Origin of the sequence: Streptococcus mitis (assembly GCF_003942795.1) — a bacterium.
Lineage (GTDB): Bacteria > Bacillota > Bacilli > Lactobacillales > Streptococcaceae > Streptococcus > Streptococcus mitis_BJ.
Genome location: NZ_RJNY01000009.1, coordinates 37,072 through 51,042, shown reverse-complemented (window position 1 = coordinate 51,042; position 13,971 = coordinate 37,072). Strand labels below are relative to the sequence as shown.

General features: G+C 43.3%; 10 protein-coding genes. All 10 read right to left on the bottom strand.

Annotation, left to right across the window (positions count from 1 at the left end; genetic code table 11):
• Window positions 1–163: 163 nt before the first annotated feature.
• A complete protein-coding gene (locus D8847_RS05430; protein WP_001183243.1) occupies window positions 164–1,003 on the bottom strand; it encodes a carbohydrate ABC transporter permease in 840 nt (279 codons plus the stop codon).
• A gap of 15 nt (window positions 1,004–1,018) precedes the next feature.
• The gene (locus tag D8847_RS05425; RefSeq protein WP_002874780.1) at window positions 1,019–1,885 is read right to left on the bottom strand and encodes a carbohydrate ABC transporter permease; all 867 of its coding nucleotides are present in this window, start codon (window positions 1,883–1,885) and stop codon (window positions 1,019–1,021) included.
• A 219-nt stretch (window positions 1,886–2,104) separates the two neighbouring features.
• Entirely contained in the window at window positions 2,105–3,433 is a 1,329-nt protein-coding gene (locus D8847_RS05420) for an ABC transporter substrate-binding protein (RefSeq protein ID WP_125840884.1), read from the bottom strand.
• 114 nt (window positions 3,434–3,547) lie between these two features.
• On the bottom strand, window positions 3,548–4,246 hold the full coding sequence (locus D8847_RS05415; RefSeq protein WP_061417201.1) for an N-acetylmannosamine-6-phosphate 2-epimerase: 699 nt from the start codon (window positions 4,244–4,246) through the stop codon (window positions 3,548–3,550).
• Window positions 4,247–4,480: 234 nt separating this feature from the next.
• Window positions 4,481–7,768, bottom strand: coding sequence for an SIALI-17 repeat-containing surface protein (locus D8847_RS05410; protein ID WP_125840883.1), 3,288 nt, complete (start codon window positions 7,766–7,768; stop codon window positions 4,481–4,483).
• A 336-nt stretch (window positions 7,769–8,104) separates the two neighbouring features.
• Window positions 8,105–9,085: an acetylxylan esterase gene (locus tag D8847_RS05405; RefSeq protein WP_125840907.1), complete on the bottom strand. Its 981-nt coding sequence runs from the start codon at window positions 9,083–9,085 to the stop codon at window positions 8,105–8,107.
• Between the two features lie 317 nt (window positions 9,086–9,402).
• On the bottom strand, window positions 9,403–11,418 hold the full coding sequence (gene recG / locus D8847_RS05395) for an ATP-dependent DNA helicase RecG (RefSeq protein ID WP_125840881.1): 2,016 nt from the start codon (window positions 11,416–11,418) through the stop codon (window positions 9,403–9,405).
• Between the two features lie 20 nt (window positions 11,419–11,438).
• Entirely contained in the window at window positions 11,439–12,542 is a 1,104-nt protein-coding gene (alr, locus tag D8847_RS05390) for an alanine racemase (protein ID WP_125840880.1), read from the bottom strand.
• Window positions 12,532–12,894 carry a holo-ACP synthase gene (acpS, locus tag D8847_RS05385; RefSeq protein ID WP_057489321.1) on the bottom strand — a complete coding sequence of 121 codons (363 nt, stop codon included), beginning with the start codon at window positions 12,892–12,894 and terminating at the stop codon, window positions 12,532–12,534. The genes alr and acpS overlap by 11 nt, the downstream gene beginning before the upstream one ends.
• Before the next feature lie 44 nt (window positions 12,895–12,938).
• The gene (locus D8847_RS05380; protein ID WP_000864028.1) at window positions 12,939–13,970 is read right to left on the bottom strand and encodes a 3-deoxy-7-phosphoheptulonate synthase; all 1,032 of its coding nucleotides are present in this window, start codon (window positions 13,968–13,970) and stop codon (window positions 12,939–12,941) included.
• Window position 13,971 lies beyond the last annotated feature (1 nt).

The window sequence follows — 13,971 nt, the reverse complement described above, 5'->3', positions numbered from 1 at the left end:
CTTCACGAAGTAACTGCATACTCTCCATTTTGTAGACACTTATAACTATATATTCTCTTATACTCAATGAAAATCGAAGAACAAACTAGGAAGCTAACCGCTGGCAAAACTTAAGTATGGCAAGGTGATGCTGACGTGGTTTGAATTCGATTTTCGCAAGGTCTTAACCTTTGACCGCTCCCATAGTGATCCCTTGAGTGAAGGATTTTTGGAAGACAAGGAAGACGGTTACGATTGGTACGGCTGCAAGAGCTGCACCCGCCATGATCAAACCATAGTTGGTCGCCATTTCGGCCTGCATGGTCGCAACCCCGAGTGAGATAGTCAAGTTTTGACGTGAAGTCAACATAACCAACTGCATGAAGTAGTCGTTCCAAGTATTGATGAAGGTAAAGATCGCAAGAGCTGCAAATCCTGGTTTCACGATAGGGAAGGCTACGCTCCAGAAGGTACGAATCTCACCACAACCGTCGATTTTAGCTGATTCAAGCAATTCTGTAGGGATATTTTCACTGAATTGTTTCATAAGGAATACCCCAAATGGCCATCCAATCAAAGGCAAGATAACTGCCCAAAGAGTATCGTGAATTCCCATGAAGTTAACGATACGTACCAATGGTACAAGGACAACTTGTTTTGGAAGTGCCATGGCAGCGATAAAGACTGCAAAGAGGATACGTTGACCATAGAAACGTTTTTTAGCCAAGACATAGCCTGCTAGAGAAGAGGTTGCACACACTAGGAACATGGTTACCAGTGAGATAAATACAGAGTTCCACATCCACTGCATAGCAGGGTTTTGCACCATGAGTTGTTGGAAGTTTTCCATGGTTGGCATTTTAGGGAACCACTGTGGCGGAATCATAATGGTATCAGGTTGTGATTTGAAGGCCCCTGTCAAGATCCAGTAGAATGGAAAGATGAACAGTACGGTCAACAAGAGCAAGATAATCGTTGAGATAACAGTGAAAGCTGTTAAGGGTTTCTTTTGTGTAGGTTGCATAACTGTCTCCTTTCTTTAGTATTCTACGTCGTTTCCGAGGATCTTGAATTGAGCAAAGCTGACAATGGCAATCATCACTGCCAAGAAGACACCGATGGTATTTGCATAGCCGTATTCTGTCAATTGGAAGGCTTTTTCGTAAAGGTAGTACATCAAGGTACTTGTTGAGTAGTTTGGACCACCAGAAGTCAACAACTGAATCAAAGCAAAACATTGGAATGAGTTGATAGTCGTAATAATCGCGATGTAAAGAGTTGTTGGAAGAAGGCTAGGCCATTTGATCTTCCAGAAGACTTGAAATTCAGTCGCACCGTCAACACGCGCTGCTTCAACAAGTGAGTTGTCAATATTTCCCATGGCAGCGATATAAAGGATAATCGGTTGACCAACAGATGTTGTCAAAAGGATGATCATAATCGCTAGCAAAGCCCAGTTTTTGTCACCCAGCCAAGAAATGTTTTGGCTGATGATATGGCTTGACTTAAGGACAAAGTTTAGAATCCCTGATAGGGGGTCATAGATCCATTTCCATACAACCGTTACGGCAACACTACCTGTAACTACAGGAAGGAAGAATACGAAACGATAGAAAGAACGAGCAATGGCATTTTGATGATAGGTTTGAGATGCTACAAAGAGCGAGAAGAGAACCACAATCGGAACAGATCCAATAACCAGGATAACGGTATTGATCAAAGACTTCATAAAGACAGGGTCTTTAAACATGCGAATGTAGTTGTCAAAGCCTACAAACTCAAATTTAGTCATGGAGTAGTTAAAGAAACTTGTAATGAATCCCATAATCATAGGAGCCAAGACAAAGATGACAAAGAAGAATAACACTGGTGCTAGGAAAGCGTAGGAAATCACTGTTTCCCGCATACGAATTTTATTGACTTTCACAGTCGGCACCTCTCTTTCAAATAGAATAGTTTTTGATTTTCTTGAACTGTTTTAAAACCAAAATGAAATTTTTTAAGATTCGCTTATGTAAGAACTTCATTTTAATTTCGTGACAGTTCCTACTATTTCAAACAAAAGTCCCCCTTTTCTTACACCATAGTGCACAGGGAAAAGGGGGGAATCAATCTGACTTAGTGCTTATTGTTTTGTAGCTTTTTTGATGGTTTCGTTAGCTTTTTCAGTGAAGGCTTTCAAAGCATCCGCTGGTTTTTCGTCACCATTTGATACAGATTGCAACATTGGGAACCAAAGTGTTCTCATTTCAGCAAATCCATCAATAGTGTTGTAGTATGGTGAATAGTATTTAGTCCAGCCACTGATTGTTTCCATACGTTTGTCTTCATAAAGTTTGCCAAATGAAGTACGAACTGGGAAGGCACCTGTACGAACTACGTCTTTAGGACCCCATTCTTTGTCATCAGCGATGAATTGAACGAATTTCTTAGCAGCTGCGATTTTCTTATCGTCTTTGTTATTAAACACTGCAAATCCGTTTACAAGGTATTCAAGAGCTGGTTTACCAGAGTCTGATGGGAATGGTACTTCTACCACATCTACCTTACTTGCTTCCAAGAGTTTCGCTTGGATACCGTTTTGAGCTGGCGCCCAAAGAAGAGTGTATGAAGTTTGACCGTTGGCAAAGTTTTGGATGTCTGCTCCACCGTCAAATTGTGAACCGTTGTTCAACAAACCGTCTTTAATCCAGCTAGCAGCTTTTTCAAGACCTTTGACGAATTTAGGATCGTCTGTTGTGTATTTGGTTACGTCTTTGTCTGTTACAGAACCGCCATAAAGGTTTGCGATGAAGGCACGTGTTCCTTGGTCTCCCCCTTGACCAGAACTGAACAATGAACCTGGTGTATATCCTTTATCTTTAAGCGCTTTCAAAACATTTTCAAAGTCATCAGTTGTCCAACCTTCTTTTACAAGGTTTGCAACTCCAGCATCTTCCAACATTTTCTTGTTCATAGCCATGTAGAATGGAGCTGAACTGATTGGATACATATAAGCTTTGTCGCCAGCCTTACTTGCTTGCACGATGTTTTCGTTGTTGACATCTTTGACGAATTCGTCTGTGAAGAGGTCGTTCAACTCAGCCAATTTACCATTTTTACCGTATTGGATGATACGACCTGGTGCGTCAAAGAGTACGTCTGGCGCTGTCCCTGCTTCGATGGCTGTTGTGATCTTTTCAGGACCTGACTTGAAGTCGATGGTTTCCAATTTCACTTTTACATCTGGATTTGCTTTTTCAAACGCTTCGATAATTGATTTTTCATAGGTTCCAACACCGTCACCAGTTTTTTCTTGAGTGAAGACTGGGAATGCCCACCAAGTGATTTCTGTTTTTCCGCTATCGCTACCAGAATTTCCAGCATCTTTACTTCCACCAGAGTTACCACAAGCTGCAAGGCCAAGAATCGCAGCACCCGCAAGTACTGTACAAGCTAGTTTTCTAAATTTCATTTGTATTCTCCTAATTGATAAGCGTATCCATATTGGATAATGAGCAAGTTTATATTTGTATACGTTTTCATTTTCTCCGACGCATCGACCACTCTCCTCTTTTTTGAGATTGTGTTATTTAAGACCGGCAACAAAGCGTTCCGTAATCTCTTTTGGTCTAGTAATAGCTCCACCAACAACGATACCTCGCACCCCATATTCAAGGATTTGCTTAGCTTGTTCTGGTGTATGAATTTTCCCTTCAGCGATGACATCCACCCCTGCTTCACACAGTTTTTTGATCAGTTCAAAGTCTGGACCATCTACTTTGGGACTATAAGAGGTGTAGCCTGATAGGGTTGTTCCAACAAAATCAACACCTGCTTCAACTGCTGCGATTCCCTCTTCAAACGTGCTAGTATCAGCCATTAAGAGTTGATGTGGATACTTTTCTTTGACTTGTCGGATAAAGTCTTGAATTTCCAAACCGTCGTAACGTTCACGTTTGGTACAATCCAGAGCAATGACCTCGATGTCTAGTTCAGCCAACTCATCAACTTCTTTCATAGTCGCTGTAATGAATGGCTCCTGTGGCGGATAGTCACGTTTGATAATCCCGATAATCGGTAGTTTCGTAACCTCCTTGATCTCCTTGATATCGCGAACACTGTTTGCTCGGATACCGACTGCCCCACCTTGCTCAGCCGCTTTGACTAGCAAGGGGATAACCCCTCCCGCTTCTGTATAAAGCGGTTCGTGAGGAAGTGCCTGGCAAGAGACAATGATTCCATCTTTGATCTGTTCAATCAAGGCTTCTTTGCTGATCTGTGGCATCCTCTTTCCTCCCTTTCTTGTTCTTATGGGCTTATTATATATTATTTGTTAAGCGCTTTCAATAGCTTGTGGTAGAATAGATTTCAGTTTCAAAAGTATTTTATAGAACAGACTATCCTGAAAGTAGTTTCAGGCCTCTTATGATTTCAAATCAACCTGAATGTCATCAAAAAAAGATAGCAGGCTTGAAAACCTGCTATCTCTTCTGAGACTTGCTATAATAGCTTTTGCTTATTATTCTTTTCTCTTCTTTCCAAATGCAAAGATTGATAAAAGTACGCCTGCAAGTCCAAGGGAAAGAAGTGAGCTCGTTTCCCTGCTTCCCGTATTTGGAAGTTCATCTTGTTTAGCTGCTGGCGCTTGATAGGTCACATCTTGGCCTAGAGACAGTTTGTTGTCTGCAGCTGCTAATACTAGATTGGTATCTCCCTTGTACTCTGGCACTTCAAGGACTGCTGCCTCAGCGCCATTGACTCCACCCTTATACTCTGGCAGGTCATTTGAAGCTGCTAAGACAAAGTTAGCACCTCCTCTATATTCCGGAAGCTCGTTTGAGGCTGCTAGAACCGCATTGACACCACCCTTGAACTCTGGAAGTTCATGGACTGCTGCCTCAACAGCATTGACTCCACCAGTGAATTCTGGTTTTTCTACTGTTGGTGCTGGTTCTTCACCTACTGTTGCCAATGGTCCAGTGTACTCTGGTATCTCAGCTACAGCGGCTTCTTCCGCATTAACGCCTCCTGTGAACTCTGGAACCTCATGGATAGCAGCTTCACTGCCATTAATACCATCGCTTAGTTTAGAGCCAGCTAAAGAAACTGGTAAATTGTGCATGCTTTCGATTGCACCCTCAGCTAGACCTGTAATTCTTTGCCCCATATCTTCTGGATCTATTGTGAATAGGAGAGTTTTTGTATCGTACTGGGTCATAAAGGTTGCTGTCTTGCCATTTGCCAATTGAAGAGTCGGAGCCTTATTGACCAATACTTCCGAATCGAACTCCATGGCAATGATACCTGGCCATTTTTGGATGGCATATTTTACTTTTGCTTCTTTAGGAGAAATTCTGTCTTTGCTTAAGAAATCCCAGTTGAATTTCTTATAGGATAAAGTATAATCGTTTTGATTGCCATCCGCATGCTCATAAAGCAAACCATATTCGCCATTTCCGAGATCTTGGAGTGAGTTGTAAGCAAACTTACCACTTTGTATAGGATTGTGTTTTAGCCACGTCAACTCACCATTCTCCTCAACACGAGCCAGGTGAACCAAACCATTGTTTCGTCCAGGGCCACCAGCATTGCTGAGTAGAATGTATTCCTTTCCTTCATGCATGGTGTGAATAGCGGACATTTGAACATAAACGTCCTTTACTTGAGGATAACGTTTGATTTCCTTATCCCACGTTGCTCCCCCGTCATGACTGGTCGCAACCTGAAGATCGCCAGTCAACCCACGCATAAAGAGCTTGAGATCTCCATTATTCAACTGAACAACAGTTGACTCCGTATTTTGGGCGCCTGGATTATTCATGGTTGAAGAGTGAATGGTTTGGTTGCCTACTGGACGGTTATCATTAACTGCTTCCCCTGCTTGCCATGTTTCACCATGATCATCTGAGTAAATTACACGAGATGATTGAGAACCACTTAGGTAGGAAACGTTGTTTGTTGTATAAACTGGAATCACTAGTCTTCCCTTATGAGGTCCTGTACGCAAGGCAATCCCCGTACCAGGTCCAGTTCCTAGGAAGTGCATCCAATCTTTCCGAATCCCATGTGTAATATCTTTTGGTGCAGACCAAGTCTTCCCATCGTCATCACTGTAGGACATCCATAGGTAGTTGGTATTGGAAACTCTAAAAATATTCTTTTCGCTATATTCAAAATAAATATTTCCGATTAGCTCATTCCCTTTATACAAATCTCCCTTATCGCTGTAGGCTGGTTTTTTAGGGTCAACGACAACACGATAATCTGTCTTTCTATTTTGAGGGTCGAAAACCTCTCCGTTTTCTCGAATCGTATAGCGACCTGATTCTCCTTGCTTATATAAAACTTGATAAACTTTATCTCCCACTTGTTCATAAGCTTTCGGAGCTTGCCCTGGCAGAGAAAACACTGCCTTACTTTCAAGGAACATGTCGTAAATTGCAAAAATTCTCTTTGTTTCAGGGTCTTGCACCAAGGCCATATCAATATTAACTGGAGATGGCCAATCTGCATGTTTAGCATGCTCATTGTCACGAGGATTTGAGATTACGATTCGGTCTCCCCATGTTTTCCCATTATCTGAGCTGCGACGAACAACCATGCCAATATCTCCCCAGTCAGAATGGTGCAAACGTCTTTCATCCGTTCCAGCAATCAGCGTTCCTTTATCAGTCTTGAGAAGAGCTGGGATACGATAACTCTTGATACCATCTTTATTTGGTTGATTGTTCCTACCACCTTCAAAGACGTCTTCTTTCTCAGTGACTTTTGCTCCCTCAGGAAGTTTCTGTTTCAATTCACCTCTTTCAAATAATTGACTTCGTGTTTGAACTTCATCTGGGCTTAAAGCACGATCATAAACAGTTAGGTTTCGTACTTGTAGGTTTGATGACCAAACTGTTTTATTGCCCCGTTTGGTTGCTCCAAGTTGAGCTTGATTAACATCTGGCATATCTTTGATGAAGTTACCAGATTTGAGACTTGTACGGGATAAGACACCGTTCACATAGAGACGAACTCGACCATGAGGTAACTCTGCTGTTGGTTGTTCAACAGTAAAGGTCACGGAATTCCATTGTCCAGGGCGAACTTTCAAAGGAGCATCTGTATACTTATCATAGAACTGCTCCCCTTTAGCGCCACGCCCTTCAATAAGAGCTGTATTATCAAGGACCGACATAGTAAAGTACTCATTTTCCTTGGTGTCACTGGATACAGAGAAGAGATTGTAAAAGCGTGGAGCCTTAGCATCTGGTTTGAACTCCATGTGAACTGTAGCATTTTGAAGTTTCTTTAGTTTATCTAGTTCACTTGATAAATCAACTCTCTGACCATTTGCTGCATTGGTTTCAACATCTTCTTTTTCAAGGACAGGATTAGCATTTTTTAAATCTCTTGAGTAATAGTCACGAGGAATAGCACCCTGATCCTCTGATTCCTCTTCCTTATTTGCTTCTTCTGCAGGGGTTTCCGTAGAGGATGGGGTTTCTGATTCTGCACTCTCATTTTTTTTCAAGTGATCTTGGTCCACCTCAACGCCATTGTCTTGAGCTGCTGCCAATTTACCAGCCAAGTCCTTATCCAAATGTTCAAGATCACCAGAAGACACTTCTTTTGGTAACTCTGATAATCCTTGCCCTTGACCAGATTCGACTGTTTCCGTATTAGCGCCTGCTGCATTGGCTTGCTCTTGGGCTAAGACTGGATTTGCTCCAAATACCACTGTACCAATCACTACCGATGCTGCACCGACTGCAAATTTTCGAATTCCGTATCGCTGTTTCCGATCTAAAGATTTGTAATTCATGTTTGTCCTTTCATTTTTCATAAAATAAAGCGCTTTCTTTTTTCTTTAAAAATTTTTATTGTCTCTTCAAGAGACAAGTTTTTACAAGAAAGTAACCAACTTAATGAGAGCTTCCAATCCTCTCCCATTTTCTGCTGAGGAATTCTTTAAGCACCCAGCAGCCTTTTTCCTCCTTTCACAAGTGACTTTTCCTTTATTATACAACAAAGTCTTATATTTACATCTGTGTTCCTACAGAATAGATTTTACTTTTAAGAATATTTTAATATTTTAAATTTTCTAAAAGTACTTTCAGGTTTTGGATATAAAAAGAGAGCTCCTTGGCTCTCTCATTCATCATTTCACATATTTAAAAGGAATCTCACTGTCGCAGAGCCAGTTATAAACCTGGTCATTGACAAAAACATTCATGGCTTCATGAGCATACTCGGGCATGATACGATAGGCCTTGTCGCAAGTTAGGCGGTTGTAAATCGCAAACTGGGTAATAGGATAGCAAACATCGTCGTCCAAGCCCGTAATCATCTTGACCACACCTTGAATGCGATGGGCAAGATTTTTCACATCGATATAGGAAAGAGTCGCCATGATTTCCTCCTCTGTTTCATGGAAGGGATCGTGAAACTTGAAATAACGGAAGAGTTCGTCATAGGCTTCACTGGTATTGCCAATCTCAAGCACTCGTCTAAAGTCTGACAAGAAAGGATAGATGGCCACTGTTTTCTGAATCCGAGGATTGAGCGCTGCTGCAACCAAAGCTAAAGCCCCTCCTTGTGAGGCACCATAGCTAGAAAGTCTTTTCTCATCCACCTGAGGGAGACTAGCAACAATTTCAATCAACTGGTAAATATCCAGATAAACATCCTTATAAAAGAGATGTTCCCTACCCTCAACAGCACCACGAATGATATGCCCCTTCACCGTATTTCCTAGTGGAGAGCGCAAGCCGTCTTGCGAATAGCCCGACTGACCTCGAACGTCCATGGAGACAACACCGTAACCAGCCACGGTAAAGGCCAGCATGTCAGCCCAGTCCCAACCACGTCCCATGTATCCATGAAAGTGAAAAATTAGGGGAACTTTACCCTCACTCTTTGGAAGGACGATTCGTGCATAGACCTTGCCTTCATTAGTTCCTTCAAAGGTCAGTTCATAACACTTGACTTGAGGAATATGAAAATCCCTTTCCTCCAACTGGTAGGCAGGAAGGACTGAAACTTTTTTGACCTCTTCATCCCAAAAAGCATCAAAGTCTTCTGGAACCTCATCCCTTCCTAGATAGGTCTTGATTTCTTCTAACAAAGCTGGATTTTTCATAGCATGCTCCTTTAGTTTTGTAATCGCTATCATAACTCTAGCATATCTAGGAAGGCAATGCAAGAAAGAATTCTAAATAGAAAGTGATTTTAGATTCTCTTTCCTCAAACCTATCGCCTGAAAGTAGTTTTAAAAATAAAAAGAGCGTTTCCGCTCTCTGTGTATCAATAGGTGCTAGCTCCTTTCTCTAGTTTGACGGTTTGGAATTTCTTTTGGTAGGTTACTTTAATAGTCATGTGAGAATCCTCGTTTCTTTTTGATGCCTCTAGTATAAGACCCAAACCTAAAAGCTAGCTTATAGATTTCTTAGAAAAGGCTTAATCCAGATGTCCTCTTTTTTCTAGGTGTAGAGCAATCATGCGCCATTCTGGATCCTCTTGCCAACCTTCTATAGAACTAATGTAGCTGGCAACCTTTCTGGCTTCTTCTAAAATAGGAAAATCTTCGATAATATCAGCCACTTGAAACTCTGGAAGTCCTGACTGTCTGGTTCCAAAAATCTCTCCAGAACCACGCATTTTCAAATCCTCCTCAGCAAGGACAAAGCCATTTGTGGTTTCTGTCATGATGCGCATGCGGTCTTTCCCTGACTCGGTCTTGGGATTGGCAACGAGAACCGCATAGGACTGCTTGTCCCCCCGACCAACACGACCTCTGAGCTGGTGAAGCTGACTGAGACCGAAGCGGTCGGCATCCATGATAATCATAACGGTCGCATTGGGAACATTAACCCCAACCTCAATAACCGTTGTCGAAACCAGAATATCCGTTTTTCGCTCCTTGAACTCCTGCATGATCTGGTCTTTTTCATCACTCTTCATCTTACCATGTAGAAGAGCTACTTCTGCCTTGCCAGCAAAATGAGCTGTCAACTCCTCCGATAAGGCAATGGCATTTTTCAAGTCCAGAGCTTCAGATTCTTCGATCAGGGGAGAGATAACATAGGCTTGGGAACCTTTTTGAATTTCCCCCTCTAACCAAGTCAAAACCTGAGGCAGCTGCTCATGTTTGATCCAGCGCGTTACAATAGGCTTCCGTCCTGCTGGCATCTGGTCGATAATGGAAACATCCATATCACCAAAGGCTGTGATAGCCAGCGTCCGTGGAATGGGCGTCGCCGTCATCATGAGAACGTCAGGATTGTCCCCTTTTTCCCGTAAAATACGCCTTTGGCCCACACCAAAACGGTGCTGCTCATCGATGATAATCAAGCCCAGACGAACATAATCTACCCCATCCTGAATCAGAGCGTGGGTTCCAATAATCAAATCAGCCTCACCCTTGGCAATGGTCTCCAAGACGGCTCTTTTTTCTGCAGCTTTTAAGGAACCTGTCAAAAGAGCGAGTTTCAAGTCCGGAAAAAGACTCTTCAAACTCTCAAAATGCTGCTCTGCTAGAATCTCTGTTGGCACCATGAGGGCCGCCTGGTAGCCAGCCGTCACCGCTGCAAACATGCCTAAGCCAGCGACCACCGTTTTTCCGCTCCCCACATCCCCTTGCAAGAGACGATTCATGTGATGGTCGGACTTCATGTCGGCCAAAATTTCCTGCAAACTCTTTTCCTGAGCTTGAGTTAGGGCAAAAGGCAGATTTTCTTTAACAGCCGACACTTTTTCCTGAGACCAGTTCAGAACCAGACCACTTCCTTGAACTCTATTTTCAGATTTGAGCGTCTGCAACTGCATTTGAAAATAAAAGAGTTCCTCAAACTTGATACGGCGAAGGGCCTGCTTGTATTCTGCCAAATCCTTAGGAAAATGCATGGCACGGACAGCCTGACAACGGGACATGAGTTTGTATTTATCAAGTAAAGACTGAGGCAGATTTTCCTCTATCAAGAGGTCCAACCCCTGATCAAAGGCCGTCTTGATAACCTTGACCAGACTGGCCTGACTGATTCCTTGAGCCAGACGATAAACAGGTTGGAGGTCATCTTCCACCTGAGCCAGGACCTTCATCCCTGTCAGACTAGCCTTGGCACGGTCCCATTTCCCAAAGACAGCCAGGGTTGCACCTAACTCTATCTTATCAGCCAGATAGGGTTGGTTAAAGAAATTCACCGCAAAAACAACTTCTCCCTGCTTGAGACTAAAACGCAGGCGATTGCGCTTGAAACCATAATACTGGACACTAGCGGGGGTCACGACCTGACCAGACAGAACCGCCTTTTCCCCGTCTTCCAATTCCAGGACCTGCTTGGTCTTGAAATCTTCATAACGAAAAGGAAAGTAGAGCAAGAGGTCTTGCAAGTTTTCAATTCCTAGTTTGGCGTATTTCTCAGCTGACTTTGGTCCCACACCAGGTAAGACATGCAAGGGTTGGTGTAGATTCATGCTCCACTCCTTTCTTTGGTTTAATGATATTCTCTCGGAATGCGGTCGCTGAGGAGACAAACCACCTCATAGTTAATAGTGCCGCGGTAGGCAGCTACCTGAGTAGCTGTGATTTCCTTGTCGCCGTTAGAACCAATTAATGTTACTTTTGTGCCTAGCGGGTAAACCTTAGGCAAACGAATGGTAATTTGGTCCATAGATACTCGTCCGACGATTGGGCAAGCTTGACCATCTACCAAGACAGAGAAATTCTGCATATCACGTGTCCAACCATCCGCATAGCCGATTGGCACCGTCGCAATGACTTGCTCACTATTCGCTTGATAAGTTGCTCCATAGCCCATGCAAGCTCCAGCTGAAACTGTCTTGACATGAACCAGAGCAGACTCCAAGGTCAAGGCTGGAGTCAAGTCATAAGGCAAGTCCAGAACCTCTCCACTTGGATTGAGACCATACATGGAATCTCCCATACGAACTGCATTGAAAATAGTCTCTGCATGCCAGAGGGTCGTTGCCGAGTTACTGGCATGAACCAGTTCTGGAACTTCCTTCATACTTGCCAAAATAGCTTTAAAGCATTCTAACTGCTGATTAAAGTAGGCATCTGCTTCTTCATCTGCAGTCGCAAAGTGGGTAAAAATCCCCTCAACGCGAGCACCGTGTTGTTGGAGCAAGGCTTGAGCCTGCTCTGCCTCACTGGAATCTCGGAAACCAATCCGTCCCATCCCTGAGTCAATCTTGAGGTGAACAGTTAAGCCATATAAATCTGTCTCCCTAGCTAAGAGAGCTTGAATCCACTCCAGTCCAGCCACAGTCAAGGTGATGTCGTATTCTTTTGCTAGAGCAACAGCTTCTAGCTCAGAAACTCCTAAAATGAGGATTCTCTTGCTGAGTCCAGCCTGACGAAGTTCGATGGCTTCATCTATATTCGAAACGCAAAATCCATCAACATCATCTTGAATCGCCGTTGCAACGGCAACTGCCCCATGACCATAGGCATTGGCCTTGACCACTGCCCACTTGAGCGTTCCTTCAGGGATATGAGCCCCCATTTGCTGAATATTGTGTCGAATAGCTCCCATATGAATCTGAGCCTTGGTTGGTCTATGTGGACTAGCTTTCATGATTTTCCTCCAAAATGACACTGGCTGTCACAAACTGATCTGTATGGCTGATTGACAGCCAAATCTTTCCTGAAAATGGCGACTGACTAAAATAAGGAGCCCCTCGTTCATTGTTCAAAACTTCCAAATCCTGAAAGGTCAGTTTGCCAATACCAGTTCCCATAGCCTTGGAAAAGGCCTCCTTAGCCGACCAGCGACCTGCCAAGTATTCGATCTGTCTGCGCCCTTTGAGACTAGCAAAACGCTCCATTTCTTTAGGGGTCAGCACACGCTTGGCAAAGCCCTCACGTCGTGTAACTGCGTTTTCTATCGAAGCCAATTCTTCGATGTCAATTCCGTGTCCAACTATCATACTCATAAAAGGAGCTGAGATTCCCCCAACTCCATCCTTTTCACTTATTTTGTTAAGGTAGTATAAATTTCTTCTACCAAAGCTACTGTATTTTCCCAACCTAGACAAGGGTCCGTTATGGAGCAACCAAAGACTTCTGGTTGGTTTTGACGACCGTCTGCTAGGTAAGATTCGATCATAAAGCCTCGAACCGTCTTTTTAATCTTTTCATTCCAATCACGATTCAGCAAGGCTTGGCGAACAATGCGAATTTGTTCCATATATTGCTTGCCAGAATTGTCATGATTGGTATCGATGATAATGAAGGGATTTTCAAGTCCCATAGTCTCATAGCGATTGATGGCATTTAAGAGGGTTTCATAGTAGAAATTGGGTTCATTTTTACCATATTCGTTCATGGCACCACGAAGGATAACGTGGGCCAAAGGATTTCCTGAAGTTTCCACTTCTTGGCCATGGTAAAGGAAGGTTTGCTTGTTTTGAGCTGCATAGATGGCATTAAACATGACCCCAAGGTTCCCAGATGTTGGATTTTTCATCCCAACCGGAGCATCAATACCAGACGCTACAAAGCGGTGTTCTTGGTCTTCCACTGAGCGAGCCCCTACAGCATGGTAGCTGACCAGGTCATCAACCAAAACGAGATTTGACGGATAAAGCATCTCATCAGCTGTCGTCAAGCCCGTCTCCGTAATCACACGATAGTGAAGCTGACGAACAGCCTGCAAACCATTGATGAGACTAGGCGCTTCGCTGGTATTTGGTTGATGAATCATGCCCTTATAGCCATCTCCATTAGTACGAGGTTTAGCCGTATAGACACGCATCACGATAAAGATTTTATCCGCAACTTTTTTCTGCAAGTCTGCTAAGCGACGAGCATATTCGAGTACTGCTTCTTCATTGTCAGAAGAGCAAGGCCCCATCACCAAAAGGATGCGGTCGTCCTCACCCGAGATGATAGCTGCTAACTCTCTATCGCGGGCTTCTTTTTTTCGCAAGGCTTCAGGTGACAACTGGGTCGCAGCCTTGATTGCTTCAATATCAATTTCTTGACCTTTTTCGATAAATGCCATC